Below are 26,535 nucleotides of genomic sequence, written 5' to 3' on the forward strand. Positions count from 1 at the left end.
CTTACCCCCCAACTCCATCACCCAACTCCCGAAAACATGCTCTACTTGGGCACGAATTTGAGACTTCTCTCGGTTAGACTCCTGCTGCTGTTCTGTTAGTGGGTGATTGCGATAGCCACGCTCATGAATCTGACTCTCATACGTGAGTAACTCTAAAACCGTCTCAATCACTTCACTGCGGTAGGCACTATCCGCCCAGACCTGATCCCCACTATTATCAAAGTCCAATAGCGAACCCACCATCTTAGAATCATGGACGGCAGCATCGCTGACGGCATAGCGACGAATAAAGCCATGAACTCTATCGATGCTGATGTGGTCTTTATAGCCAAAGTGGCTGCTGCCATTCTTCTTTGTCCAACGTGCTTCAGTGTCTTTTTGCGCCAGTTTATGGGGCTTATCTTGCCATGTAGTAGGAGTCTCACCGCTCTTGATCTGCTTGTTCTCGTCACGACTATTGCGCTGTTTGGGCACGGGAACTAAGGTGGCATCCATGATTTGACCCCCTTCGGCTTGATAACCATGGCTCCTGAGATAGCCATCAAACTGCTCGAACAAGGGTTCGATTAACTGCTGCGATGTCAATTGCTGACGAAATAACCACACGGTTGTGGCATCGGGAACGCGCTCTTCAATCCCTAGATGGAGAAAGCGCATGAACGATAGGCGGTCGTTGATTTGGTACTCTAAGGATTCGTCGCTGATGTTGTACAACTGCTGCAATATCAACATCTTGAACAGCAGCAAGACATCGGTGGGTTTGCGTCCGGCGTTGCTTTTGCGAGGTTTGTCGTGAATTTGCTCCAGGATGGGGCGAAACTCTTGCCAAGGGATAATGCTGTCTAGACGAATCAGGATGTCTTGTTTCTGGGCTAGGATTTCATAACGCTGCTCTAGATCCCAAAGGCTTTGTTGTCCCATAGCTGTGAATGGATGACTAGTCTAATGCTCAATGATCTCATTGTTTCCTTGATGTGAGACAGCTTTGACTGAATTTTTCGAGGTGCCCCTAAGTTCGTCTTGTTTTTTGATAATTCTCTAAAAGCAAAGTAGTAAGATACCAACCAAGCTATAAGTTCAAGCTTTTTGATTCTTTTAAGAGATTTATTGCTAATACGTAGTAAAGGCAAGCCCAGTTTAGAGCATAATTCATTCTTTAGTTTATCCTTGCTAATATCTTCTGGATTAGATAGATGGTGCTTTTCATCTATTTCAACACCAAATTCAACATAATCATCGCTATTGATAACACAGAAATCAATATGAGCCTTGAGTGCATAGGAATATTCTTGTTTGCCAATCCCTGAATTAGAAATATCAAGAATATCTTTTAGACCAACCTTAGGACAAACTCTTGCACCATAGGGGATGACTGCTTTGGTAATTAGTTCATCAGCCAACTTCTCATAACTGTTAACTAGTAATTTTCGTCGTCTATCCATTTGAAAACCTAATTGCTTTGGCTTTGCGGCCTAACGGTGAAGTTGTGCGGCGGCAGATAACCTCGAACGCTCACCGATAACCTCTGTCCCGTCCGCACCAACGCAGTGTTAGGTGTCTTCTTCGCCCAGGAACTCTTTAGTTTGTTTTGGATACTTCCGAACAAGCCACTTAAGAAGCTCAATTTGATCACTTCCTTTAGCTCGTCTAACCTGTGCTAGAAGTTTTAGGTTTGAAGGTCTTTCCAAAGTTAAATTTGAAGCACCTTCATTACACACAGAGCAAATCGCACGGAGATTGGATGGATCGTCAGTCCCTCCTTGGGACTTGTCCACTATATGCCCAATATGCAACCGTGTCTTTCTTGTGAGATCATAGGGATGTGACTCTCCTGCTACAGCACCACACATCTGACACGTAAATCCATTTCTATCGAGAACGTAAGCACGAGTCTCCTTGGAAATTGCTCTTTCAAAAGCGGGGATTGGCTTAGGATCTTCAAGAATGTATTGCCCAGGTCTTAGATCGCCTCTATCGTTATGAGTTTGAATTTGATACCCTTCTTCTGACCGCAGTTCTCTTACTCGCCTTGCCCATTCTGTGATACCTCCAGCCACCTCCCTAAGTTCATCAGAGTCCATGACTCTGCCGATGTTGTTAAGAAAGTGTTCTCTGAGTTTTGCCCTTGCGCCTTTCCTTTCTGGCATAATTCATTCTTTCAACTGGCAATTGCAAATATCTTTTTGGATGTTAAGCAGTTAAAGACTTCTTGTGCGACAGCGTGAGCTACGGGTGGCGGAAAGGCATTCCCCACTTGGCGGTATGCTGGTGTCTTTTTACCAGTGAAATGCCAGTCATCAGGAAAACCTTGAATTTTAGCAACCATTTCTACTGTCAGCTTGGGCATTCCCACAAAATCCTTACCAGGTGGCTCGTTGGCAACTCCCATACCATCCACACCCAAACTTGCCCAAGCTCGCTTAGCACGAGTAGGGCCTAAGTCAGGTCCACCATGCTTCTTAGAACCTCCTACAATCGTAGGGGCAATATCATCAGCTTGCTGTTTCCACTTATCAACGCCTTTCCATCCGCGAGATGCCATTTGTTTGTATAAAAGCTCTCCGACAGTGGGTGGATTTTGGCCGTAAGATTGAGGCCATGAGAAATTGCCTGCTAAATCTTGTCGTATGGCTACTATCACAACACGAGGTCTTAGTTGCGACACACCAAAATCAGAGGCATTCAGCAACCTCCAATCAGCTATATATCCCATCTTTTCGAGCTGTCGCTTTAAGTTGACTCGGTAGTCTTCAAAAACAGCATCCAAAAATCCTCGAACGTTTTCTAGCATGACAGCACGAGGCTTGCATTCATCTACTAACCTCAACGCTTCGGGAAAAAGATCGCGGTCATCTTCTTTGCCTAGTTGCTTGCCTGCTTTTGAAAATGGTGGACAAGGTACGCCACCTGCTAGCAAATCAACACCTGTGAATGATTTGCCTTCAAATTCTCTAAGATCGCCTTCTACAATGTTCCAGTGAGGTCGATTAAGCCTGAGAGTATTACAACAGACACTATCAATCTCAACCAGTGCTTGAGGCTCAAAGCCACTCTGCTCTAGTCCTAAAGCTTGACCACCAGCACCAGCGCAGATTTCTAAGCATGTCACTTGAGCCATTGCAGTTCCCTCGACCATCTCACAGATTGTAGTACAAGCTTACGTGGAAAGGACTTGGACAAAGGGATAGAGAGCTACGGACACCTAACGGTCGTGTTCAGCGGCGGCTAGTAACCCTCGCATCTCACCGATAACCTCTGTTCCGTCCGCTGCAACACGGTTGTTAGACATCGTTTTAGCTGTGCATCATAGCAGGAAAATTGATATTACTTTAGGAAACACTCAAACGTACTTCCTGCTGTACTTGTAGAGGTTGCTGAATCTGAACAAACGCATCATAAATTGCAATTTCTGAGTTGATAGCCTCAAAACTGACAACTAAAGAGTAGGGAACAGTTGCTTCTGGATCATTATTCCACCCTTCATGCCCAACCACCGCGACACAGAAACCCTCACGCAAATCATAAGACTGCACTATTGCCCAGTCTTTCTGCACGGTTCCTGTACTTCTGGAAACCTCTTTCACGATTCCATCAATTCCTTTTGGTTTTCGCTGATCATCACCATTAGGTCTGAATTGTCTCTTACCAAGAGTCCAACGAAATAAACCTTCACCTTCGTCAGCATCTTCTGGGGCTTCATTGTATTCCTGGAGTACCCTGTCTAAAAACTTTTGAGGATCTTCTCCTTTTTTACTGCATGTCCAATCAAGCCATGTTGATAAATATTTTCTCCGATGCCGACGAGTACGGCGAGGTTCAGCGACGTAGGACAGAGTAATTTCAATCAAAATATCAAAGCCTTCACCTTCCCTTAAAAGAACTTCTGGTATTTGGACTTGATAAACTTTGGCTTGCCGAGCGCGGATAATTTCACTACCTTGAGTTTTCAAAGTTATACGATTGAGAGAATTACCCAAGGCTCTATCAAGATCGGGGATTCCATAGCCCATTGTTCTAATTCCTTGATAGAGTTTTACAACTGACTCATTTGTCCAAGTGGGTAGACGTGCTGATTGGACAATGAGCGCACGATATAACAAAGTACTCTCTTGGGGAAATGTCGCTGCTAAAGTGGCTGCAATATGAGTTACTTTTGGGGCAGCAAAGGAAGTGCCAACAGCGTCAGAGCTGACAGCTTTACCCCCATAAAGTGTGGATCGCACTAGCTCAGGACAAACGGACTCTGGTTTGGTGAAACTTGGTGAGGTAGGTGAGTCAATTACATAGTCTCCTCCGTACTCTACTACTTCTGGTTTGATAGTGCTCCAAATTCCTAATCCTGAACAAGAAAATGAAGAAGGAAAGCCTGCTTCTGCTATTGATTTAAGTGGAGGATTCTGATAAGCAATGTGAGCAACCGAACCTACCGTCAATGCTTGAAAACTTTGGGCAGGGTTCGCGACTCGTGCAGAGGGGGCTAATAGATAATTTGGATAGATCCGCCCAGCTTGCATATGTGCGGAAATGGATGGTCGAGTAACAAAGCTTGCATTCGCCTCAATGTTGCCCGCAGCGACAATGAATAAAACATCTTTTTCCCAAGCCAGCTTATCTATTGCGGCTGCCCAAGGAGTCATGGATTGAGTTCGACAAGGAGAGATTCCTGCAACTGAGTGATTAAAAATACGAGTTCTAGTGTGGTGATGGTAAAATCTCACAATTTCTTCCAGCACTTCAGGAGGAAATAGTTTTTTAGGTAGCTGATTGCTACCATCAAGAATCCTAGCGTTTTGAATCCAACATATCGCTTGCTGACGACCTGTTGGAAGAATCCCACGAGGGTAAAGAACAGCACCAGCAACTCTAGTACCATGCCCACCTCCTCGAACATAGTCAGCAGTCATATCAAGTTCTCCGGGCACCCATGATTTGGAATGATGGGAATCGATTGCAGCCCGTAATTTAGGATGAAGTTCCTGAATACCACTATCGATTACGCAAACTTTGGGCGCGTTAGGATCGGGAGGTTCTAGTATAAATAGTTCCCGATCAGATTCAGACCCATTGGGTATCACTGAAGGAAGACTAAATTCATCGGGTTCACTGACATCAAAAATATACGGAAAATTGAGAACAAGATCTTTTAATCCTTTTCCAAGAATCCGAATGCGGCAAGAGAAACTATCTGGCAGCCGTGAAATGCCTATTTCTTCACCAGCTATATTTCTCAGGATTTCGCCATTATACTGGTTGATAAATTTTTGGAGTTGGTTCGTACGTTCTGAATATAAGTCATCCCATTCCTCAGGAGACAAATTGTGCTTGCCTAACCATCTATTTACTCGTTGCTGATATTTTTCGTTACTCTCATTTTCCTTACGTTTAGGGCATCTTGAATATTGCTCTTGTACGTTTATGCAGGCAACACCAATATCTGCAATATACTCCTGTTGCTCCAGAATTCGATCCCATTCAGCTTTAAGGTTGTCAGAAAGAATATACTCTGGGCGTTGAGTTCCTTCTAAGATCTGCCAAATTTCTGGAACTTTACCTCCGCCCCTCTGAGAGTTAATAAATTGCTCAATCTTCTTTCTAAGTTCTGAAAGCTCTGTGTCGGCTGAAGCTCCAATAATATAACCCTGTTCTAAATCTGCAACGACCTCAATTCCAAAACTCTTTAAAGCATCTGCATCAAATAAATCAGGATCTACTTGTAGTATGAAGGATACTGCATCTGGCAATTCAGGTTTGCCCTCTTCCTCACGTCTTTTCTTCTCCTCTTGCCAGTTTATGGCGATAAGATCAATTGAGGATTTCAGCTTGTTACCATGCCCGCCTGCATCTCCCCTATTAGCCAAGGTAGTTGCAGAAACTCTGCCACCACCACCTGGTGGAGCAGAGGCTATCCCTTCTTTGACTAGGCGAAGTGAAATGTGAGGAAATTGTTCCGAGCTATCAGGCATGAGAAGCTAAAACGTCTTGAATTGACTCTTCTAAATGTTCTTGAATAACTAACTCTTCTCGATCTAGGATGGCTCGTTTTGCAGCATCCTGAGAAACCCTGACAACTTGTGCAGCCGAAAAATTCACCATTTTCTGAACAACTAAGTTCCAATCGATTGAACCAACTTCAACAGAGGAGAGTGTTTGTTTAAGAATAGCTTCAATTTCTGATTCTGTTGGTTTTGGTACTTCAATAGCATCATCAAACCTTCGCCAAACAGCTTCATCAAGAAATTTGGTTAAATTAGTTGCTGCCACAAGTAAGCCATTTGAGGCTTCATACTCGTCAAGTAGTTGAAGAAATGTATTGACTACACGCTTAATCTCACCAACCTCTTGGCTATCTTCACGGGATTTGGCTAGTGCGTCACATTCATCAATAAAAAGCAAACAAGGAGATGAAGCAGCAGTTTCAAATACTTCACGTAAGTTAGTAGCAGTTTCTCCTAAGTAGGAGGACACCATTGCATCAAAGCGAACCTTGACTAAAGATAATCCGGTATTCCAAGCAATACGTTCGGCTCCCATAGTTTTGCCGCAACCCGGAGATCCATAAAGTAAGATCTTTTGACGGTATCGCAAACCATGATGAGCAAGCCGATCACGAGCAGCATATTCCCGCTCAACACGACGGAATCGTGTTTCAACAGCATCAGAGAGGATCATATGATGCCGCAAACTATCACGAGGAATAGTAACAATGAACGGATGATTAAACCTGTGCTTACTTGATAAGAGTGTGAGCGGTCTTGCATCAGGTACTTTAGATGCAGTGTCTTCTGAAGTCGTTGCAGGACTGCCTTTATGAGGAACTGTTGATGGATTTTCAGATTTAGTAAGACGGGTGCTTTTTCGGAGAATGCTTTCCAATTGATCAGCAAGGTTGATATGCCCTAACTTGCGTTCTTCTTCTACAACAACGGACAGCATACTCTGTATCGCCTGTGAATCATCACTGGCAACAGCACGAAATAAACGCTTTAGCACCTCTCCCTTCATTCTTTGACCTGTCGCCCACAGCCACTTGTTCTACTCTTACGATACCTAAACCTCCTGAAATCTTATGAAAACTTCACAAAATTAAAATATGCTCTCTAAGGTTTGGGGGTTGGCAACGATGTCTAATGGGGCGCGAGATAAGCGGAACTCCGACTTGAACGATGCGGAAGCATCGGACGACCAAGGAGTGAAGTGCAACGGAATCCGAAGGATTCTGCTTCATCGAGTAGTTGGGCAGATTGCGAGCTGAAGATTGGAGGTATAACAAACTCGATGAAGTCTCGCGCCCCATTGGGCGAGCAGGCGAGCCCCGCGAGCGATCGCCCAACGACTAAGATAAGCGGCAGCAGATGGTCATGGCAACTCCACCTAGATCTTCCAACTGTCCGCTTCATCGACTTGTTCGACTGCAACGCTTACCTATCGGTGTAATAATTGACCAACATATTCTGCTTCGCTAAACGCATCAGCAACCAATCTTTCGAGACATCGTAAAGATGATGCAAATTACTACCATCGTTATACATGATTGATACCATCCTTAAATCTAAATCTAAGTATGAGGACGAGGATGAGTTGAGCTTGAAACTGAATTGAGAGGGGCGATCGCAAATCATACAAACCTTTCTATATGGATAAATCCAACCACAATGTTGAGTCAATAACTGAAACGCTTGCCAATCAGCCAGGCTATGCTCACAACAAAGAACCGAAATGCAAAAATCTAGTAAAGCTCCATGTAACATCCATAGTTCAGGCTTGACACAATTTTTCAGTTTATTACGTTGCGATCGCGGTAAGGGTTTGATCAAAGGGTATAGTAACACTTGGTTTGCGAATTCAATGGGCAGTACCTTAGTGTGCATCACCCACCAAAGTCTTCTGTGCAATTCTTGATAAAGACGGTAGCTAAGTTGGCTGGTAACTTGTTTGAGGAGTGATTGCTTGTAATAATTTTTGATAGCTTTAGTCACGGAGTTACCGAACTGAGATGATGTAACAGTTCCTATTGCTGCACAAGGACTAGCTCGAAATAAGATTTCTGGCGTAGATAAATTTAGGATTGTATAAACAGATTGAACTGCCGTTCTTGCAAGTAAACGGTCAGTAGGTGCTGGGATCAGGGCAATTCTTTGCCATTTCTGCCGATATAACGATATCTGTTCTTCCTGAGTTTCCGTTAACTGATCAATCACCTACTATCTTCCCACGAACAAGCTTGAATACTGCCCTACTGCTAGCCTCACAGTACCTTGATACTGAAGACCAACAGATAAACTTAATGAACCGTCTCAACCAGTAACCTTGCGGTCGAACTAATACTTAGATCCCATTTTGAGATCTAAGTAACCCCATGATTTATGCCCATTATTTGCGGTGCATCTTGATACATCAAGTATTTCAGGGATTTTATCATGCCTCCCCTGAATAGAATATATATGGAAAATTGAAATATAGAAACTCAATAGTTAACCACTGAAATCTTTACTTACAAAGCATTTCGAGAATTATTAGCGGCAATTTTATGAGTATATATCGTCAGAATGCCATCATAACTAACAAAAATGGGGTTTTATTCATCACTCTAGTTCTATGATCCAATTGTGCAACAAGTCGTGCTTCCCGCTCTACCCAAATGCGCTGCTCAACCAGCCAGAAGCTGAATCAGGTTGAGCTGTTGCCTGCGGCGATCCGAGCCATTCCAGAGCTACGCAAAGACCGCTTCGGCATCCTACACTACGCTCCAGCCGGGGAGAGAAGGGGGGTAAGGGTATGGCGAAACCGGGCAAACTACCCGGCTCCAGTGTCAACTCACCCCATTAAGGCCCTTGCTCTGAAAATTGCCACTAAAAAATCACATCGTTCAGGCTTAGTTGATGAGGGGCAGATCTTGCCAGCGGGTAGTGTACTGGGGAGAACGCCGATTTGCCTGCAGCCGCCATGCGGTTTTGAGTCCCACAGCCCCATACTGGAGAGTTCCGGCTCCCATCTGGTTATTAAGGCGGTCAATCACCTGCATTAACTTCTGGTGCCGTTCTCGATCCAGGGAGTCAAAGAGCCCCATCTGTCGCTGATGCTCCGGTACTAAACCCATCATCATAACCCCGGCTTTTTTGTAGCGTTGCCCAGGGCAATACACAACTTCTGCCCCCTGCAAGGCAAAGCCCAGTAGTTCCGGTGTGAGGTTGGTAACTACGGGCAGGGTCAAGGTTGTGGAATTGGAGTAGGGATGCTCCTGAAACAGACTGGTACGAGCAAACACCATCAGGATAGTCGCCGCCTGCTGCTGTCGTCGGAGTTTCTCAGCGGCTTTGGAAGTATAAAGGGCGATCGCTTCTTTAAGTTCAGGCAAAGTCTCAATCGGGCGACCAAACGAACGAGAGACACAGGTTTCCTGTTTGGGCATTGGGCATAAATCTAGTGGCAGACAGGATTCTCCCTGCAACTCTTGAAGCAAACGGATGCCCACAACCCCCATTTTCTGGCGAATCAAAGCTGGGTCGCTATCTCGCAGTTGAAATGCGGTTTCAATGCCCACAGAACGCAGCCATTTGCTATAGCGCCGACCAATGCCCCAAATGTCCTCAACCTCCGTTGCTGCCAGAACCTCATCGGGATCTGAGCAGGAGGAGATATCAAATACGCCATTGGCGGTGGAGGATTTCTTGGCGACTCGATTAGCAATCTTTGCCAGGGACTTGGTACAGCCGATTCCAACGGATACCGGAATTCCAGTCCACTGCAAAATCTTACGTCGGATTTCCTGTCCATAAGCCGTCAGGTCACGGTGCCTAAAAGGTAAGTCCAGAAATGCCTCATCAATGGAGTAAATTTCCATTTCGGGTGCAAACTGTTCCAACAGCATCATTACTCGCTGGGACATATCGCCATAGAGGGCGTAATTGGAAGAAAACACCTGGATCTGATGCTTCTGAATCAAGGGTTGAATCTGAAAGACTGGCACCCCCATCTTGATGCCCAGGGCTTTCGCCTCAGGGGATCTTGCCACCACGCACCCGTCGTTATTCGACAGTACTACCACTGGCTGTCCCCATAGCTTTGGGTTAAACACCCGTTCGCAGGAGACATAGAAATTGTTGCAATCTACCAGAGCAAACATGCAGGGTTAGAGGGGATGGATCACATTGGTTACCACCCCCCAGACCTGGAAGTCCATAGCCTCATCAATTTCCAGATCCGGGTAGTTCTGATTATCCGGGATCAGAAATAGTCTGCCTTTACGTCGTCTGAGTCGTTTGACGGTCAATTCACCATTGACCACCGCAATAATAATCCGCCCCTCCGTTGGCTCTAGGGCGCGGTCTACCACCAGCAGATCGCCAGGATGAATCCCCGCTCCCTTCATGGAATCGCCACTTACCCGCACGAAAAAGGTAGCAGCAGGATGCTTAATCAGATACTGATTTAGATCAAGCCTGCCTTCGATGTAGTCCTCTGCCGGGGAGGGGAAGCCAGCCGTCACCGGAGTCATGTACAGCGGTAAGGCACAGACGGTTGAGCGATCTGGTGAGAAAACCTGCTCAACAATGAGTTTAGAATCCATAGGGGGTAGGGTAAAACCACTCTGGACTTTATCACATCAAATTCAATGGCTATAGCATCTGGCGAACAAAGGCCATTGCGGCGTATTTTTTAGCATCACGGAAAAATCTAGAAATCCGCCCATGATTCATCCTTTTGTAATTACCTGGGTCTGGGGGATCTTCCCCTAGGGCTTGAAGCTGGAGGCCCAACATGATGATGATTCCCAAGATTTTGGATCAACCCAATCAGCTCATCCACCTGCTCAGAGGTTAACTGCTTGGGACTGGTGCGGCTAAAGTAATTCTGCATCAACGTTTTAACCGAATCGGTATCTAGCCCCGTTGCTTCCCGTGCTGCTCGAACCCGATCTCACTTATTTTGACCAGACTCCGGCATCGGTGCTCCATCCGTTAACCAAGCCAGCAGAGACTCTGCCAACGCTTGACCGGGGTTGTGGTGGGTGTTGGTTGATGGGGGTTCAGGTACATGGTGCTTTGGGGTGCAGATGTACCGATTGCTAGTCACCAATCCCCCAGGTGTCAACCTAACTGTTGGGTTGACTGTTTGGCTTGCAGTTACACCAGTAGCTTGCAACGAGAGATTCGAGCCAGCACTTCACCCATAGATTCACGCGCAATTGCAAGATCGTAGTTCGTCTGACCACGAAGCCACCAACCATCGCTAAGTCCAAAGTAGCGACATAACCGGAGGTCAGTATCAGCAGTGATCGCACGCTTGCCAGCGACGATATCGCCTATGCGCTGAGCTGGCACACCGATATCCTTAGCAAGACGATACTTCGTAAGACCGAGTGGCTTCAGAAACTCTTCTTCCAGCATTTCGCCCGGAGAAACAGGGGGAACAGTGCGCATGGTCAACCTCGTTCAATGGTAGTCAACGATCTCCACGTCTTTCGCGCCTTCGGAAGTCCACACAAAGCACACGCGCCATTGATCATTGATGCGGATGCTGTGCTGACCTTTCCTATCACCTTTCAAGGCTTCGAGTCGATTGCCAGGTGGTACGCGTAGATCTTCCAAGACAGACGACCAATTAAGCTGCTCAAGTTTTCGCAGAGCCGGACGCTCGACGTTAACCCAACGACCTACACGCTTGCCAGCGAAGAGGGCCTCGGTGTCCTTGCACTTGAAGCTCTTGATCGCCATGATAATATACTAACGCCTAACGTTAATAACGTTAAATGTGATTATCACCTGACTAGGGTGCGCGTAGGTGCAGGAGGAATGCTGTTGCCTGCGGCGATCCGAGCCATTTCAAAGCTACGCAAAGACCGCTTCGGCATCCTATCAATTCCGCTCCGCTCCATTGATGCGCCTACGCTTGGGGTCTTTGCTCCGCAATGGCTTCCACTACGTTCCAGCCGGGGAGAGTAAGAGAGAGAAGGGGGGTAAGGGTATGGCGAAACCGGGCAAACTACCCGGCTCCGGTGTCAACTCACCCCAACATGATGATTCCCAAGATTTTGGATCAACCCAATCAGCTCATCCACCTGCTCAGAGGTTAACTGCTTGGGACTAGTGCGGCTAAAGTAACTCTGCATCAACGTTTTAACCGAATCGGTATCCAATCCCGTTGCTTCCCGCGCTGCTCGAACCCGATGCTCGAAGAGCGGTCTTTGACCATCGCACTTACTTTGACCAGACTCCGGCATCGGTGCTCCATCCGTTAACCAAACCAGCAGAGACTCTGCCAACGCTTGACCGGGGTTGTGGTGCGTGGTGTTGCTCAACGCAGGGCAGCGAGACTTGTAAATCGTCAAAATATGCTGCATGTGCATTGGATCAACCGCATCTTGAACAATCGGCTATTTCGGCTGATCATGGGGGCAATTATCTAAAAATGTAAAGTTATGCATCCACTTTCAACGTTTCTGTCTGGAACCCTATAGAACTTGGGCTATAGCTCATCATCACAAATCCAGAGACCAGTGCCAGGACGACAATGAGGTGAAGTGCAACGGAATCCGCAAGATTTCCGCTTCATCGAGCAGCTGGGCAGATTGCGAGCTGAGGAATGAACTACCCTGCCGCAAGCGGACGGGGTATCAGATTAAAGCTAGTAAGAGGCTCGATCAAGTCTCGCGCTCTGTTGGGCGAGCATGCGAACCTTGAGAGCGATGTGCAGCAAAAGTGATCACTGGGGATTTCATTCAATCACTGGATCACTGGAGGGCATGGATCGGTGTCTTGGGCAGACCGATCAATCGCTGGGTTGTCCCAATCTCCGGTCTCTTCAGCGACGCGATAGACCGGGATCTCAGCCGGCGCATAGGTGGGGGGCACCAACTGTAAGGAGCGCTGTTGTTGGAGGGGTTGCGCCAGGGATTTTGTCTGGGGAGTGGGGGAGTCGCCCCTGTGTCGCCGTTGGGATGTCTGTTCCTCGGAGGTTTCTGCCGCAACGACTTCATAGAGCCATGCCAGCTTATCGGGGCGACTTCCCTGGCGCAGCACCCGCCCCAAACGTTGGATATACTCACGGGTGGAGCCAGTTCCCGACAGAATAATCGCAATCTGCGCCTCAGGAACGTCTACCCCTTCATTGAGCACATGGGAGGTGACCAGGGTTTTGTAATCTCCCTGGCGAAATCGTTCTAAAATCCGGTGGCGTTCCTTGACGGGGGTTTGATGGGTAATTGCCGGAATCAGAAAATCTTGAGAAATTCGATAGACCGTGGCATTGTCATTGGTGAAAATCAAGATCCGTTCCGGAGCATGTTGAGCCAGCAGGTCAGCCAGAACCCGTAATTTTCCCTCGGTGCCCAAGGCGATCGCCCGGGCATCCCGGTGAGCTAGCATCGCCCGTCGTCCGGCAACAGAACCCGCACTCACCTGTACAAATCGCTGCCACCCCTGAAGGCTCCCCAGGTAAATTTTTTGGGATTGTAAAAAACTCATTCCGCAGCTTCATTAAGGTGGTGTAGCGATCGCGCTCTGAGGTGGAGAGTTGCACCTGAATTTTCACAATTTCATGGGGTGCCAATGCCTTGCCAGAGAGTTCGGCGGCGGTTTTGCGGTAAATCTCTGCTCCCAGGAGAGCGACTAGGTCGGCATGTCTGCCATCAGTTCGTTCCGGCGTGGCCGTTAACCCCAAGCGATAGGGCGCTATGGAAAGCTCGGCAATCCCGCGGTTGAAGTTGCTAGGCAGGTGATGGCACTCATCACAAATTAACAGTCCATAGCGATTTCCCAGGGTCTCCGCATGGATGGCCGCACTGTCATAGGTTGCAATTAAGATCGGGGTGCGATCGCGGGAACCCCCTCCCAGCAGTCCGACGACACTATCGGGGAAGGCCGCGACCAGGTGGGCATACCACTGGTGCATCAAATCGAGGGTGGGCACCACGATCAAGGTGCTGCGAGGGGTTGCCTGCATTGCCAGTTGAGCCAGGTAGGTTTTACCAGCAGCGGTCGGTAGCACAACAACGCCCCGGCACCCTGCCTGTTTCCAGGCTGTCAACGCCTCCTGCTGGTGGGGATAGGGTTGCATTTCTAGGCGGGGAGTTAAGGTCATTTCTTCAAAGGCCGTTGCCTGATCCAGAAACTCCACGCCCGCTGTTTGCAGCGCCGTCATTAGATGGGAATAGTGGCAGGCGGGAATCCGAAACCGCTCCACCCGATCATCCCAGGTGGCGAAGTCAACCCATGCTTTGCCTTTGGGGGGAGGATGGAGAATCAGGGTGCCCCGGTCAAAGGTCAGGGTAGAAATGCGAACCATGGGCTGTCCTGGGATCTGATCAACGATGGGCGCTAGCCTGCGGTGGATTGATCTTACGCGAACCATCCCCTGCATCACCCCCAGTTTGCAACCGATGAAGCGGCGATCGCTACGGGGGTGGCGACCCTAGCCTTTCCCCAGCCTCTATAGCGCTGGTCAGACCACTGAGGATATGGTCAGACTGTCAAATGCCGATTTTGAAAGACTGCCTGATATCCCCCTCGCCCAACGAGATCCTGGAACTCCAGGTAGTCTATAGGTAGACTGGGACGGAGCGACTTTGGGGAACTCTCATGACAGCCGAACGGATTCGACTTCAATCAGCCCGCGATCACAACATTCCCTGGAAAAAGTGGGGCCCCTACCTGAGTGAGCGCCAGTGGGGAACGGTGCGAGAAGACTACAGTGAGAACGGCGATGCCTGGAATTATTTTCCCCATGACCAGTCGCGATCGCGGGCCTATCGTTGGGGCGAAGATGGCTTGGGGGGGCATTTCTGACGACCACCAGGTGCTTTGCTTTGCCTTGGCCCTCTGGAATGGTAAGGACCCGATCCTAAAGGAGCGCATGTTTGGACTCACCAACAACGAGGGCAATCATGGCGAGGACGTGAAGGAGTATTACTTCTACCTCGACAGCACCCCCACCCACTCCTATATGAAATATCTCTACAAGTATCCCCAGGGGGCATTTCCCTATGACGATTTAGTCAAAACCAATGGGCAACGTAGTCGAGAAGAGTTGGAATACGAACTCCTGGATACGGGTATTTTCAACGAAGACCGCTATTTCGATGTCTTTGTTGAATACGCCAAAGGGGATGTAGAGGATATCCTGATTCAAATTAGCATCGCGAACCGTGGCCCTGAAGCAGCTCCCCTGCACCTATTGCCAACGCTGTGGTTCCGTAATACCTGGTCTTGGTCCGATGGCGGTTCTAAGCCGATGCTGCAAAAAGTTGAAAACGCTGAACACACTATTATCCAAGCCCATCACACCGATCCGATGTTTCAGGAGTGGTTGGCGGACTACTATCTCTACTGCGATCGCATCGTTCCCCTGTTATTTACCGAGAACGAAACCAATCACGCCCGTCTCTTTGCCACGGCGAATACCAGCCCCTACGTTAAGGATGGGATTCACAATTACCTGGTGCAGGGGCAACAGGATGCTATCAATCCCCTGCAAATCGGCACGAAGGTGTCCCCCCACTATCAACTGCTGGTGGAGGCTGGAACTACCCAGGTCGTCCGCCTGCGCTTGACCCGCACCGCACCGGATCAGATCAGCCACCCCTTTGCTGAGTTTGATGCCATGGTGCAAACACGTCTGCAAGAAGCCGATGCCTTCTATGACGAAATTACGCCAGAACCCGTCAAAGCCGATGCCGATCGCAACCAGGTGATGCGTCAGGCCCTGGCTGGCATGTTGTGGACGAAGCAGTACTTTTACTACGACGTGGATAAGTGGCTAGAGGAACATCACGTCACCCCGTGGTCGAGCCCGGAGCACCGTAAGGCCATCCGCAACGGGGAATGGTTCCACATGTATAACGACGACATTATCTCCATGCCGGATAAGTGGGAGTATCCCTGGTATGCAGCCTGGGATCTGGCCTTCCATATGCTGCCCCTGTCGATCGTGGACTCGGACTTTGCCAAAGCCCAGTTGGATTTAATGCTGCGGAATGACTATCTGCACCCCAACGGTCAAATCCCTGCCTATGAGTGGAACTTTGGGGATGTCAACCCTCCCGTCCATGCCTACGCCACCATGCAAATCTATTTGATTGACAAGGTACGGAATCATGGCAAGGGGGATCTGGACTTTCTCAAGTATGCCTTTGCCAAGCTGCTGGTGAATTTCACCTGGTGGGTGAATCGCAAGGATCGCACCGGCAGCAACGTTTTTGAGGGCGGATTTTTAGGACTGGATAACATCGGTGTGTTTGACCGCAGTTCTCCCCTGCCCACGGGGGGCTATCTGGAACAGGCCGATGGCACTGCCTGGATGATCGTTTTTTAGCCAGCAGATGCTGCGAATTGCCGTGGAACTGGCGGTTCATGCTCCCATCTACGAGGAATTTGTCTCTAAGTTCTTTGAGCATACGATGTGGATGTCCGCTGCCATGGATCGTCTGGGAGATCACCAGGATGAAATGTGGGATGAAACAGATGGATTCTTCTACGATGTCCTGCGATTACCCAATGGCACGGCGATGCGCTTAAAGGTGCGATCGATGGTGGGACTGCTGCCCCTGGCAGCCGTATCTATTTTTGAAGCCGAGGATCTGGCGAAATTACCAAACTTTAGAAAGCGTGCTGTAGCATTTTGGAACCGTCACCCGGAACTGACGACGAATATGCACCTGCCCAATATACCGAGCGCTTCAGGGCAGTACATGCTGTCGGTGTTCAATGAGCAAAAGTTGCGTCGCGTCCTCGCCCGGATGCTGGATGAAACCGAGTTTCTGAGTCCCTATGGAATTCGATCGCTCTCCCGCTATCACCGAGACCATCCCTTTGTCTTTCACCATGGGGGGCAGGAATTCCGCGTTGACTATCTGCCAGGGGACTCCAACTCAGGGATGTTCGGCGGCAACTCCAATTGGCGTGGCCCTGTCTGGATGCCGGTGAATTTGTTGCTCCTAGCTGCCCTGATTCGGCTGTATGCCTTCTATGGAGACTCGTTTAAGGTGGAATGTCCAACGGGGTCTGGACAATATATGACTCTGTTTGAAGTAGCACAAGACCTGAGAGAGCGGTTAACTTGCATCTTCCTACGGGATGGCAGTGGACGCCGCCCCGTCTATGGCGGTGCAGAGAAGTTCCAAACCGACCCCTACTGGAAGGACTTAGTCCTATTCTACGAATACTTTCACGGGGATAATGGAGCCGGGATTGGAGCCAGCCATCAGACCGGATGGACGGGGTGTGTCGCCCGGATCATGCATGGAATGCCAGATATCACCAAAGAGTTCCTGACGATTTTGAAGCATCCCCCAAGCTGAGCAAGGGGTTAACCTCCATCTTTCTGGGCGATCGCTGGGGATGGGAACCAGTCGATGGGGAAGGAGGTTTCAAGCAGTGAGTGCGAAAGTCCTAAGCAACTTTTAACTGCACCCTAAAACAGGTTTGGTGATTGCTACTTTCAACCTGGATCGACCCGTCCATTTGTTCAACGAGTTTTTTCACCAGTGCCAGTCCCAAGCCGGTACCGCCGTGTTTCCAGGGATCATTGTTGGGAATGCGGTAGAACTTATCAAAGATCCGAGACAGTTCTGCGGGGGCAATTTCCACCCCGGTATTGGTGACCGTCAGGTGTAAAAAATCTGGGCTCTCCGGTGTCGTGATCTCCTGAGCGATATGAGCTGAAATTGAAATGGTTTCCCCTGGGGGGGTATATTTACAGGCGTTACTCAGGAGTTCTGTAATGATGCGATCGATCCCTTGGGGATCAAAGTTCACGGTGGGTAAGTCAGGGTCAAGGATGATCTCCAGGGTTTGCTGTTGATTTTGAGTCCGGGTTTCAAAGGGTTCGATCAGGTGGGGAATAAAATGCTGGAGGTTGATAGCAGTTGGTTGGCTGGCATAGGTTCCGGCTTCAATATATTGCAGACTCAACAGATCTTCTACCAGAGAAAGTTCCCGGTTGCACTCTTCCTCTAACACCCTCAGGTACTGAATAATTTTATTTTTTTGAGCCGCGGAATCTAAGGTTTTTGCCATCCTCTGATCTTCTGGATCAGTCATGATGGTTAATAACCTAATCACCATTTTCATGCTGGCGATGGGAGTTCGCAATTCATGGGAGATGGTGCTGAGAAAATCATCTTTGAGGTGATGCAGCCGTTCCAGCTCTTTTACCTGTGCTTGGGCGGCTGCATACAGTCGCGCTTGCCGCAGGGCGATCGCCCCCTGGTTGGCTACCTGTTGTACCAGATTGACTTCCATGTCACTAAAGCTGGAGGCGGTGTCTTTAAACAGCCACAGATCCCCAATAATCCCCACCTGGGCTACCTGATGATCAAAAATAGGGCAGGCTAAAATTGCCGAGTGATTGCGGATGGGGCTGGGTTGAATCTGGCAAAAGGCAAAGCAAACCCGCTGATGTTGCAATTGCTCATAGATTTCCGGGGCATCTGCCATGTAAAGCAGTTGTCCCTGCGTCCCAGGTTGACCTGAGGCAACATACTGGTAGCGAATCGTTGAGGATTGATGATCCGTGTTGTACAGTACCGCGTCACAGCAGTGAACTTCCAAAGCTGCGGCTAGTTCTTTCACCGCAGCCTCGAGGATGTGATGCTGATCTAAAGAGTCTCGAACTTTGTCAGAGATGCGCTTCAGGGTGGCTTCAAAGTTGAGGGATTGTTGTAGTTCCAGCGTCCGCACTTTCACCCGTCGCTCTAAATCAGCGTTGAGGTGGCGAATTTCAGTCTCTGCCCGGTGGCGCTGGTGAATCTCTTGCTCAAGTTGGTGATTTTGTCGGGTGAGTTGTTGGTGCTGCCGTTGGATGAGCAGCTGATTTCTGACTCTTGCCAGGATTTCAAGTTCTTGAAAGGGTTTGGTGATGTAATCCTGGCCACCACACTCAAAGGCCCGAAGTTTGTCGTTGATCTGATCAAGAGCACTGATAAAAATGATCGGAATCTGGCGGGTAACTGCGGAGGCTTTTAACTGCTCACAGACCTCATAGCCATTCATTTCTGGCATGTTAATGTCTAGCAGAATTAAATCCGGTGGGTCACGGTGAGCCGCTTGGAGTGCCATTCTGCCGTTCAGCGACTTGCGAATGATATAGCCTTTGGACTCCAGGATCTTGGCCAGTAAGCGCAGATTATCTGGGATATCATCTACAACCAGAATGTTAGTTTCAGCGGCAATTTTGAGCCCAGTCACCATCAGCGTTCCTCTTGCCCCTGGGTGAGAGCCGCGATCGCTTCCAGCTGAAAGTGATCCACCAGAAATGTTAATCCGGCAATTAATGGCTGTTCTGACTGGGGAATTTGGGTCATCAATTGCCGGATCTTTTCATCCCTGAGTTCAAGAGCTGCTTCATGCAGTTGCACTATCCATCCCTGCGGCATCCTTTGCAGGTCTGCAAGGGTCAGGGACGGTTGGGGAAAACTTGGTGGCTTTAGTGATGAGTTGTCTCTGTACTGGTAATGAACGCCTAGAAAATCAGCGATGGTCTCAAACAGTAGGGTTTCGGTGAATGGTTTGGAAATATAGTCATCACAGCCTGCTTGTAAACTGGCCGTGCGATCCTGCTCAAATGCGTAGGCGGTGATGGCAATGATTTTGGTCGTGTGTGGAGGCTGATCCGTGAATGCTGCTGATTGTCCCCTGATCGATGCTTCCTGGGCGCGAATTTGCCGGATGGCCTCATACCCATCCATCCCCGGCATCTGAATGTCCATCAAAATCAGATGAGGAGACCAGGTTTGCCAGTGGGCGATCGCCTCAAATCCATTCTCAACCGTATGAACCTCAAACCCAATTGGCTCCAATAAAGTCCTCAACAGTTGTTGATTATGAACCACGTCTTCAACCACCAGAATCCGGTATGACGGCTGCCCTGGCTCCAGACCGATGACAACAGGAGTTGTTTCCGGCTCTAGCAGCAGATCCATGGCTGCTGGCTGGTGCAACATCAGATCACAGGTAAAGGTAGATCCCTGATTGACCGTGCTTTGGACGGTGATGTCCCCCCCCATCAAACGGGCAAACTGTCGGCTAATGGGCAATCCCAACCCGGTTCCCTGGGCATGACGACCTGCCTCGGTTTGCATGAAGGGGGCAAAAATTGATTCCCAGTTGTCTCTTTCAATCCCACACCCTGTATCTTCTACTTCAATGGAGAGGCTGAGGGGCTGACAGGGAGGGGGGGTATTGGGATAACAGGTACAGCCTGTGCTGATGGTCTCGGTGGGGGTTGCGTTCACCCGCACCGTGACGCTGCCCTCGGTCGTGAATTTGATCCCATTACTGATGAGGTTCATCAGAATTTGCCGTAGCTTTGCTTCATCACTGCAAACATAATGAGGAACACGCGGATCGACTTCAAAGCAGAGGGTCAACCCTTTCTCAGAAGCTTTGAGGCCAAATATATTTTGCAGCGATCGCAGCAATTGGAGGAAATCGAAATAGTGTTCTGACTTTACCAGCTGACCGGCCTCGATTCTGGACATGTCTAAGACATCATTGATCAGTGCCAGCAGATGCTCGCCACTTTCGTTGATGATGCCTAAATACTCCTGAAACTCAGTCGGTGTATCGGGACTGTGGTTCATGATCTGGGTAAATCCCAGGATGGCATTCAGGGGGGTTCGCAGTTCATGGCTCATCTTGGCGAGGAACTGGCTTTTGGCTCGGTTGGCAATCTCAGCTTGTTCAGCAGCCTGTTCTAAGGCGGCCTGAGAGAATTGCAATATTGCCTGCATCAAGGTATTTCGCATCATCCCTGCCGCTTCAATTTCTGGCGATTCCCAGGGAAGGGAGGTTTCTGACACGGTTTCTTTCCAGAGTTCAAAGGAGTGGCGCGGGGTGAGATGTTTTTCTCCCTTTGGGTCAATCCTGACCGCCGAACTTGGATCGCCAGCCCAGTTGATCGTTTGGATTTGCTCAGGTCGAAACCAGAGGAGGTGGTAAGACCTTTGGTGTACCACAATGGAAATGGTTAAAATGCCACTTGCTGTCTGCTTAAATGCTTGGGCTGGGGGATAAACACGGGCAAGGCAGTCCGTGACATAGATCTCCTGTTGATCTTGCTGGAGCAGCCAGGTTAAAAGCCCTTGCACAGCTTCCAGGGAGGGAGTTTTCCCAATCAGAGAAAGCTCCTGATCCAGGACGATCGCTACCCCTTCGGCATGAACAAGATCGAGTAATTCTGTGGCATTGCGGGTCAAAACCTGCTGAATAAAATTTGGTTCACTCAGAAATGTCTGTTGCAAGCGATCCTGAATTGCTTTGACTTGAAGTCGATAATGGGTCAATTCTTGTTCTTGCTGCTGTACTAGCTCGATCGCGGCAAATTTTCCCAGGAATTCGCAGGTTTTGCGGGTTTCGTAATCCACCCATTTCGGACTGTAATGGTGACAGGCTATCAGCCCCCACAGATGCTGATCATTCACCAGTGAAATAGTGAGGGAACCCGCAACCCCCATATTCTGTAGGTAGTCAATGTGGTAGGGAGAAACCCCCCGTAATATACAATCTCTCAGGTCTAAGGGTGGATCGATGGGGACATTGTGGGGGGCAATCAGAGGGGCAGGGGTGTAATTGACATCCGGAATTTGGCGCACCCAATTGCGAAGAAACAGTTTGCGGGCAGGCAGAGGAATGTCGATCGCTGGATAATGCAGACCTAAATAGCTTTCCAAATGCCCCTCGTTTTTCCTCCGCAATCACGACACCGTGGGCATCGGCGGCAAAGCGGTAAACCATGACGCGATCGAACCCTGTCATTACCTTGACTTCTCTGGCAATGGTTTGGGCTAAATTAGCAAGACTGGTGGCACTGCGAAGGCTAAGAATGGCTTGCAGGCGACGGTAATACTGGATGGCCTGAGTTTTCTCGGCGGCTAGCTGCGGTTCCAATTCCAGGATCAGTGCTGCCGTTGTTTGGTGCAGGGTACATCTGAAGGTTTGGACTCTTGTCTTCATGCCCCCCAATCCCCCCTTTTTTGGATGCTCCCCAGGGCTATATTCTGAGGGACTTGGGGGGCTAGGAGAGGGGATTTTTACCCGTGTTTTTAACTCAAACGGGTTGCACCAGTCTAAATTATTTTGCAGCAGAGAGCTAACAATGTCGTTGACCTGAGTGTCAGGAAATAATCGCTCTAAGGATTGCCCCAACAACGCTGCTGGGGAGATGTCAAAAGATTGCACTACATTCTCACTCACTTGCAAAATTTTGAAGTCGGGTGCTTCCAGGGTTAGCAGCATTCCATGGGATTGAATATAGCCCGGAGCATATACAGATTCTTCAGTACAATCCTCCAAGTTCGTCAGAGAAGAGGGAGTAAATTTGGGTGGCGTAGAGGAGGGTAAAAGTTGCATATTAAAGGTGGTAAACTTGAGAATTTAACAGGGTATTAATTCAACTGAAGGATTGAGTTTGTAAGATTGCTATAAATATTAGTTTGATATTTTTTTCAGACTAATATTTATCTGTAATTTCTATTAACGTGGTACTGAGATCGGCAGCATAGGTGGGTATTGAAGCGACAGAGCTACTACACCAGAACCAAGGCTGTCTTCCCTGGGAATGCGCCCCAGCACCTAACCCTTATTAGACGCATTTGAAGGGCTGAGGGTTGCCAATCTTCAGCATTGCTCAAGATCAGCAGTTGCTTTAATTCTAACGGGAACCAACAAACCTACCCGTAGGGGAACGCTGTCAATGGTTTCACGGGCTTGCCGCTAAGGACTGTTGAGGCTCGGTTCTTCCAGGGTTTACAAGTTTTCAATGAGATTTAATCAATGAGAGTCTGGGATGATGAAGACAGGCTGGTAGACATGGCGAAGACTAGCATAGAGTTTCCGTCATCCAGCATTGCTGACCCCTGAATGCCATGCCCTCTGATTACCTGGAACGTATCCTCAATGCCCGTGTCTACGATGTGGCCCAGGAGACTCCTCTAGAAGTTGCCCTGCGTCTATCAACGCGGCTGAACAATCGACTGCTGCTGAAGCGGGAAGATATGCAACCTGTATTTTCCTTCAAGTTGCGGGGAGCCTACAACAAAATGGCACAACTGCCCCTGGAACTGTTGGCCCAGGGAGTGATTGCTGCCTCTGCGGGGAATCACGCTCAAGGGGTTGCCCTCAGCGCCCGACAACTGGGGACGCGGGCTATGATCGTCATGCCCGTGACCACCCCCCAGGTCAAGGTAGATGCAGTGAAGGCTCGAGGTGCAGAGGTGGTATTGCAGGGAGATACCTACGATGATGCCTATGCCTACGCCCGTCAACTGGAGGCAGAAAAAGGGTTGACCTTTATTCATCCCTTTGATGATCCGGATGTGATTGCCGGACAGGGGACGATTGGCATGGAAATTCTGCGGCAATATCAAAACCCGATCCATGCAATTTTTGTCGCCATTGGCGGTGGCGGATTGATTGCAGGAATTGCCGCCTATGTGAAACGCTTACGTCCTGAAATCAAAATGATTGGTGTGGAACCTGTGGATGCCGATGCCATGTCTCAATCTCTGAAGGCTGGACAGCGGGTACGCCTCTCGCAAGTGGGCTTATTTGCCGATGGGGTGGCGGTGCGGGAAGTGGGGGTCGAAACCTTCCGTCTGTGCCAGCAATATGTGGATGAGATCATGCTGGTGGATACCGATGCCACCTGTGCGGCGATTAAAGACGTGTTTGAGGATACGCGATCGATTCTAGAACCTGCAGGTGCTCTAGCGATCGCCGCGGCTAAAGCTTACGTCGAGCGGGAGCACATCCAGGGACAAACGCTGGTCGCAGTTGCCTGTGGGGCCAATATGAACTTCGATCGCCTGCGCTTTGTCGCCGAACGGGCTGAGTTTGGGGAACGTCGCGAAGCCATATTTGCGGTCAAAATTCCCGAAGAACCGGGCAGCCTGCGCCAATTTTGTGAATGTATTGGCAAACGTAATCTCACCGAATTTAACTATCGCATTGCCGATGAACACGCCGCCCAGATTTTTGTCGGGATTCAAATTCAAAATCGAGAGGATGCTGCGCAAATTGTCACAACCTTTGAACGCTGTGGGTTCCAAACCCTTGATTTAACCGATGATGAACTGACAAAATTACACCTGCGGCATATGGTCGGGGGGCATTCTGCCTTGGCTGAGAATGAATTACTCTATCGGTTTGAGTTCCCAGAACGTCCGGGGGCGTTGATGAAATTTGTTCAGTGTATGAGTCCCAACTGGAATATTAGCCTCTTCCATTACCGCAACAATGGGGCAGATTATGGACGCATTGCCGTTGGTATGCAGGTGCCGCCCCATGACATGGAGGCATGGCAAGCCTTTCTGGATACCCTGGGCTATCGCTACTGGGATGAGAATCAGAATCCAGCCTACAAGCTGTTTTTAGGTTAGGGAAATGGGACAGTTTAACCCCCAGGGGTGAAGCATTCGATGACTGACAAGGCAGCGGTTTTCCTCCTCCTGCCGGTACATAACCGCAGAGTCGTAACCCTGAGATGCCTCGAGACCCTAGCTCAAAATGGCGACCTTGAGCATTATCAGGTTGTGGTGGTGGATGACGGCTCCAGCGATGGCACCCAAGAGGCTATCCAGGCACACTATCCTGGGGTAACTATTCTCAAGGGCGATGGCAATCTCTGGTGGACGGGAGCGATGAAATGGGGCATGGAATATGCCTATGCACAGGGAGCAGCGTATTTGATTTGGCTCAACGATGACTGTTTACCCGCCCCAGGAGCGATCGCCCATCTGATCTCCTTCTTGCAGACAAACCCTCAGACCCTTGTGGCTCCCACCTGTTACGCCCAACCATCGGGTACGGTGGTGGAGAATGGGTTTCGAGGTCGCCAGCGATTTTATGCCCACCCCCATCAACAGGTCAGGGTCGATGGCATGGCTGGCTATTGTGTCGGTCTACCCAGAAGTGTGATTGAACAAATTGGGTTTCCCGATCCCCAGCGCTTTCCCCACTATGGCGGCGATGATATGTATCTCTTGAAAGCAACCCGTCACGGCTTTCGGGCCTATCTCTTGGGGAATGCGAGGGTCAACTTGGCTGATATGGAGGGACTCATTCATGATTTTTCCAGCTATGTTCACAACCGTATGCGATCGCCGCTCACATTTCAGAAAATTTTTTGCCATAAAAAGTCTCGCTATTACTTACCCAGCCAATTTTTTTACTATCTGGAAAAATATCATGGCCTTCCCGGTGTAGTCGTATTTATCCTTAAACTGCTGTCTTGGTTGGGGCAAACTTGCCGATTGATGTTAAAAAACTCGTCCCTCTTCTCTGGCACGTTAAACAACTATGCGCATCCTACTCGCTCATAATTATCATCAGTTTCGGGGTGGCGATGATGAAGCAACGGAACAGGAGGTGGAATTATTAACCCACTATGGTCATGAGGTGCGGTTATATCACCGCCATAATGATGAAATCAAAACCTACTCACTCCTGCAAAAGGCACTACTGTTTCTAGAACCGACTTGGTCGAGACAGTCCTATCGAGACATCCAAGGGGTGATTCGAGATTTTCGCCCCGAAATTGTGCACTTCCAGGGCATTTTCCCCTTAATTTCACCCGCTGCTTACTATGCCTGTGCTGCCCAACAGATTCCAGTGGTGCAAACCCTCCATGACTATCGCCTCCTCTGTCCGGTGGCGACGTTTTTCCGCCAAGGGCAGGTTTGTGAAGCGTGTCTGAATCACTCTCCTTGGCAGGGGGTGGTTCATGCTTGCTATCGTAATTCCCGGCTGCAAACCGCTGCCTTGGCAACCACCCTCAGCGTGCATCGGGGGCTGAAAACCTGGACTCATCTGGTTGATTTGTTTACCACCCCAACGGAGTTTGCCCGCCAAAAATTTATTGAGGGCGGACTGCCAGCTGAGAAGTTATTTGTACGTCCCTATTTTTTGGCTCAAGATCCAGGGGTGGGGTGGGGCAGCGAAACCACGCGCTGTTTGTGGGGCGGCTGACCCCCGAAAAGGGGTTGATCACCCTGCTGGAAGCATGGCGCAGCCTTCCCCACATTCCCCTGAAAATCGTGGGAGATGGTCCCTTGCGTCCGTGGGTTACAGCCTATATTCAGGAGCATCAGTTGCATCAGGTGGAGTGGGTGGGATTTGTCCCCTTGGCCAAGGTTTTGGAGTACCAACAACAGGCGTTATTTTTGGTCATGCCCTCGCTGTGGTACGAGACCTTTGGACGGGTAATTTTTGAAGCCTATGCAACCGCGACTCCGGTTCTGGCCAGTCAACTCGGTGCCATGACAGAGGTGGTTGAGGCGGGTAAAACTGGGCTTTTGTTTCAGGCGGGCAATGCCGCTGACTTGGCTGCGAAAGCCAACTACGCCTTCACCCACCCTCAGCAGCTCCGTCAGTGGGGGCAGACGGCGCGGGCGCGCTTCGAGGAGCGCTTTCTGGCTGAGATGGTTTATCACAGGCTGATGACCCTCTACCATCGGCTGCTGACTGCCAAAGCTGCCCCAACTCGATAGCAGTCCTCTGTCAAGTTTTATGGGATGCACCAAGAGGGTTAAAGAGGGATGATTTT

Annotated in this window: 20 protein-coding genes and 2 pseudogenes; 5 read left to right on the forward strand and 17 right to left on the reverse strand. The window is 49.3% G+C overall.

All coding sequences use genetic code 11. The annotated features are described in order from the left end of the window. The 14 genes and pseudogenes from DO97_RS00705 to DO97_RS30520 form a co-directional block, all read right to left on the reverse strand. A partial coding sequence (locus tag DO97_RS00705) for an IS5 family transposase (RefSeq protein WP_036530391.1) occupies positions 1-921 on the reverse strand: 921 nt, incomplete at its 3' end. Continuing rightward, positions 894-1,400 (reverse strand): DUF2726 domain-containing protein, encoded by a 507-nt coding sequence (locus DO97_RS00710; RefSeq protein ID WP_162182912.1) that lies wholly within the window; start codon positions 1,398-1,400, stop codon positions 894-896. The genes DO97_RS00710 and DO97_RS00705, both read right to left, overlap by 28 nt. Before the next feature lie 150 nt (positions 1,401-1,550). Further along, positions 1,551-2,081 carry an HNH endonuclease gene (locus DO97_RS00715; RefSeq protein WP_081980580.1) on the reverse strand — a complete coding sequence of 177 codons (531 nt, stop codon included), beginning with the start codon at positions 2,079-2,081 and terminating at the stop codon, positions 1,551-1,553. A 77-nt stretch (positions 2,082-2,158) separates the two neighbouring features. Then, entirely contained in the window at positions 2,159-3,118 is a 960-nt protein-coding gene (locus tag DO97_RS00720) for a DNA cytosine methyltransferase (RefSeq protein WP_036530398.1), read from the reverse strand. 211 nt (positions 3,119-3,329) lie between these two features. Then, positions 3,330-5,963 carry a S8 family peptidase gene (locus tag DO97_RS00725; RefSeq protein ID WP_036530400.1) on the reverse strand — a complete coding sequence of 878 codons (2,634 nt, stop codon included), beginning with the start codon at positions 5,961-5,963 and terminating at the stop codon, positions 3,330-3,332. After that, entirely contained in the window at positions 5,956-7,002 is a 1,047-nt protein-coding gene (locus DO97_RS00730) for an ATP-binding protein (RefSeq protein ID WP_036530401.1), read from the reverse strand. The genes DO97_RS00725 and DO97_RS00730 overlap by 8 nt, the downstream gene beginning before the upstream one ends. Before the next feature lie 416 nt (positions 7,003-7,418). Beyond that, positions 7,419-8,198 carry a hypothetical protein gene (locus DO97_RS23520; RefSeq protein ID WP_156120372.1) on the reverse strand — a complete coding sequence of 260 codons (780 nt, stop codon included), beginning with the start codon at positions 8,196-8,198 and terminating at the stop codon, positions 7,419-7,421. Between the two features lie 674 nt (positions 8,199-8,872). After that, positions 8,873-10,123, reverse strand: a complete 1,251-nt coding sequence (locus DO97_RS00735) for a Y-family DNA polymerase (protein WP_036530404.1) — start codon at positions 10,121-10,123, stop codon at positions 8,873-8,875. Positions 10,124-10,129: 6 nt separating this feature from the next. After that, positions 10,130-10,567, reverse strand: a complete 438-nt coding sequence (locus DO97_RS00740) for a LexA family protein (protein WP_036530405.1) — start codon at positions 10,565-10,567, stop codon at positions 10,130-10,132. Positions 10,568-10,917: 350 nt separating this feature from the next. Beyond that, a complete protein-coding gene (locus tag DO97_RS23525) occupies positions 10,918-11,073 on the reverse strand; it encodes a hypothetical protein (protein ID WP_156120373.1) in 156 nt (51 codons plus the stop codon). A gap of 50 nt (positions 11,074-11,123) precedes the next feature. Beyond that, positions 11,124-11,420, reverse strand: a complete 297-nt coding sequence (locus tag DO97_RS00745; protein ID WP_036530408.1) for a HigA family addiction module antitoxin — start codon at positions 11,418-11,420, stop codon at positions 11,124-11,126. A 12-nt stretch (positions 11,421-11,432) separates the two neighbouring features. Next, a complete protein-coding gene (locus tag DO97_RS00750; protein ID WP_036530409.1) occupies positions 11,433-11,714 on the reverse strand; it encodes a type II toxin-antitoxin system RelE/ParE family toxin in 282 nt (93 codons plus the stop codon). A 284-nt stretch (positions 11,715-11,998) separates the two neighbouring features. Continuing rightward, a complete protein-coding gene (locus DO97_RS00755; protein ID WP_204368410.1) occupies positions 11,999-12,340 on the reverse strand; it encodes a hypothetical protein in 342 nt (113 codons plus the stop codon). A gap of 382 nt (positions 12,341-12,722) precedes the next feature. Next, positions 12,723-14,283, reverse strand: a pseudogene (locus DO97_RS30520) (DEAD/DEAH box helicase family protein). A gap of 293 nt (positions 14,284-14,576) precedes the next feature. Here DO97_RS30520 and DO97_RS30525 point away from each other — a divergent pair. Further along, positions 14,577-17,293, forward strand: a pseudogene (locus DO97_RS30525) (MGH1-like glycoside hydrolase domain-containing protein). A 91-nt stretch (positions 17,294-17,384) separates the two neighbouring features. Here the strand turns inward: DO97_RS30525 and DO97_RS00770 are convergent. Genes DO97_RS00770 through DO97_RS28045 form a run of 3 tightly spaced genes read right to left on the reverse strand, consistent with a single transcriptional unit; the run spans position 17,385 to position 22,343 of the window. Continuing rightward, on the reverse strand, positions 17,385-19,184 hold the full coding sequence (locus tag DO97_RS00770; RefSeq protein ID WP_036530415.1) for a response regulator: 1,800 nt from the start codon (positions 19,182-19,184) through the stop codon (positions 17,385-17,387). After that, entirely contained in the window at positions 19,184-21,577 is a 2,394-nt protein-coding gene (locus DO97_RS00775; protein WP_338038153.1) for a response regulator, read from the reverse strand. Before DO97_RS00775 ends, DO97_RS00770 begins: the two co-directional genes overlap by 1 nt. Continuing rightward, a complete protein-coding gene (locus tag DO97_RS28045) occupies positions 21,462-22,343 on the reverse strand; it encodes a hypothetical protein (RefSeq protein ID WP_338038100.1) in 882 nt (293 codons plus the stop codon). Before DO97_RS28045 ends, DO97_RS00775 begins: the two co-directional genes overlap by 116 nt. Before the next feature lie 515 nt (positions 22,344-22,858). Between DO97_RS28045 and ilvA the strand changes: the two genes are divergently transcribed. Genes ilvA through DO97_RS24750 form a run of 4 tightly spaced genes read left to right on the forward strand, consistent with a single transcriptional unit; the run spans position 22,859 to position 26,479 of the window. Further along, a complete protein-coding gene (gene ilvA, locus DO97_RS00780) occupies positions 22,859-24,370 on the forward strand; it encodes a threonine ammonia-lyase, biosynthetic (RefSeq protein WP_036530417.1) in 1,512 nt (503 codons plus the stop codon). A 39-nt stretch (positions 24,371-24,409) separates the two neighbouring features. Continuing rightward, on the forward strand, positions 24,410-25,312 hold the full coding sequence (locus DO97_RS00785) for a glycosyltransferase family 2 protein (protein ID WP_052128204.1): 903 nt from the start codon (positions 24,410-24,412) through the stop codon (positions 25,310-25,312). After that, positions 25,290-25,958, forward strand: coding sequence for a glycosyltransferase (locus tag DO97_RS24745; RefSeq protein WP_204368412.1), 669 nt, complete (start codon positions 25,290-25,292; stop codon positions 25,956-25,958). Before DO97_RS00785 ends, DO97_RS24745 begins: the two co-directional genes overlap by 23 nt. Then, positions 25,919-26,479: a glycosyltransferase family 4 protein gene (locus DO97_RS24750; protein WP_204368413.1), complete on the forward strand. Its 561-nt coding sequence runs from the start codon at positions 25,919-25,921 to the stop codon at positions 26,477-26,479. The genes DO97_RS24745 and DO97_RS24750 overlap by 40 nt, the downstream gene beginning before the upstream one ends. Positions 26,480-26,535: the final 56 nt, after the last annotated feature.

This window comes from Neosynechococcus sphagnicola sy1 (assembly GCF_000775285.1).
In the GTDB taxonomy this organism is placed as follows: domain Bacteria; phylum Cyanobacteriota; class Cyanobacteriia; order Neosynechococcales; family Neosynechococcaceae; genus Neosynechococcus; species Neosynechococcus sphagnicola.

Bases quoted from the DNA above. Each gene is read 5' to 3' on its own strand.
- DO97_RS00715 (WP_081980580.1), bottom strand. From the start codon at position 2,081: ATGGACTCTGATGAACTTAGGGAGGTGGCTGGAGGTATCACAGAATGG.
- DO97_RS00755 (WP_204368410.1), bottom strand. From the start codon at position 12,340: ATGCAGCATATTTTGACGATTTACAAGTCTCGCTGCCCTGCGTTGAGC.
- DO97_RS00720 (WP_036530398.1), bottom strand. From the start codon at position 3,118: ATGGCTCAAGTGACATGCTTAGAAATCTGCGCTGGTGCTGGTGGTCAA.
- DO97_RS00730 (WP_036530401.1), bottom strand. From the start codon at position 7,002: ATGAAGGGAGAGGTGCTAAAGCGTTTATTTCGTGCTGTTGCCAGTGAT.
- DO97_RS00785 (WP_052128204.1), top strand. From the start codon at position 24,410: ATGACTGACAAGGCAGCGGTTTTCCTCCTCCTGCCGGTACATAACCGC.
- DO97_RS00725 (WP_036530400.1), bottom strand. From the start codon at position 5,963: ATGCCTGATAGCTCGGAACAATTTCCTCACATTTCACTTCGCCTAGTC.
- ilvA (WP_036530417.1), top strand. From the start codon at position 22,859: ATGCCCTCTGATTACCTGGAACGTATCCTCAATGCCCGTGTCTACGAT.
- DO97_RS00750 (WP_036530409.1), bottom strand. From the start codon at position 11,714: ATGGCGATCAAGAGCTTCAAGTGCAAGGACACCGAGGCCCTCTTCGCT.
- DO97_RS24745 (WP_204368412.1), top strand. From the start codon at position 25,290: ATGCGCATCCTACTCGCTCATAATTATCATCAGTTTCGGGGTGGCGAT.
- DO97_RS00770 (WP_036530415.1), bottom strand. From the start codon at position 19,184: ATGGTGACTGGGCTCAAAATTGCCGCTGAAACTAACATTCTGGTTGTA.
- DO97_RS28045 (WP_338038100.1), bottom strand. From the start codon at position 22,343: ATGCAACTTTTACCCTCCTCTACGCCACCCAAATTTACTCCCTCTTCT.
- DO97_RS00745 (WP_036530408.1), bottom strand. From the start codon at position 11,420: ATGCGCACTGTTCCCCCTGTTTCTCCGGGCGAAATGCTGGAAGAAGAG.
- DO97_RS00735 (WP_036530404.1), bottom strand. From the start codon at position 10,123: ATGTTTGCTCTGGTAGATTGCAACAATTTCTATGTCTCCTGCGAACGG.
- DO97_RS00740 (WP_036530405.1), bottom strand. From the start codon at position 10,567: ATGGATTCTAAACTCATTGTTGAGCAGGTTTTCTCACCAGATCGCTCA.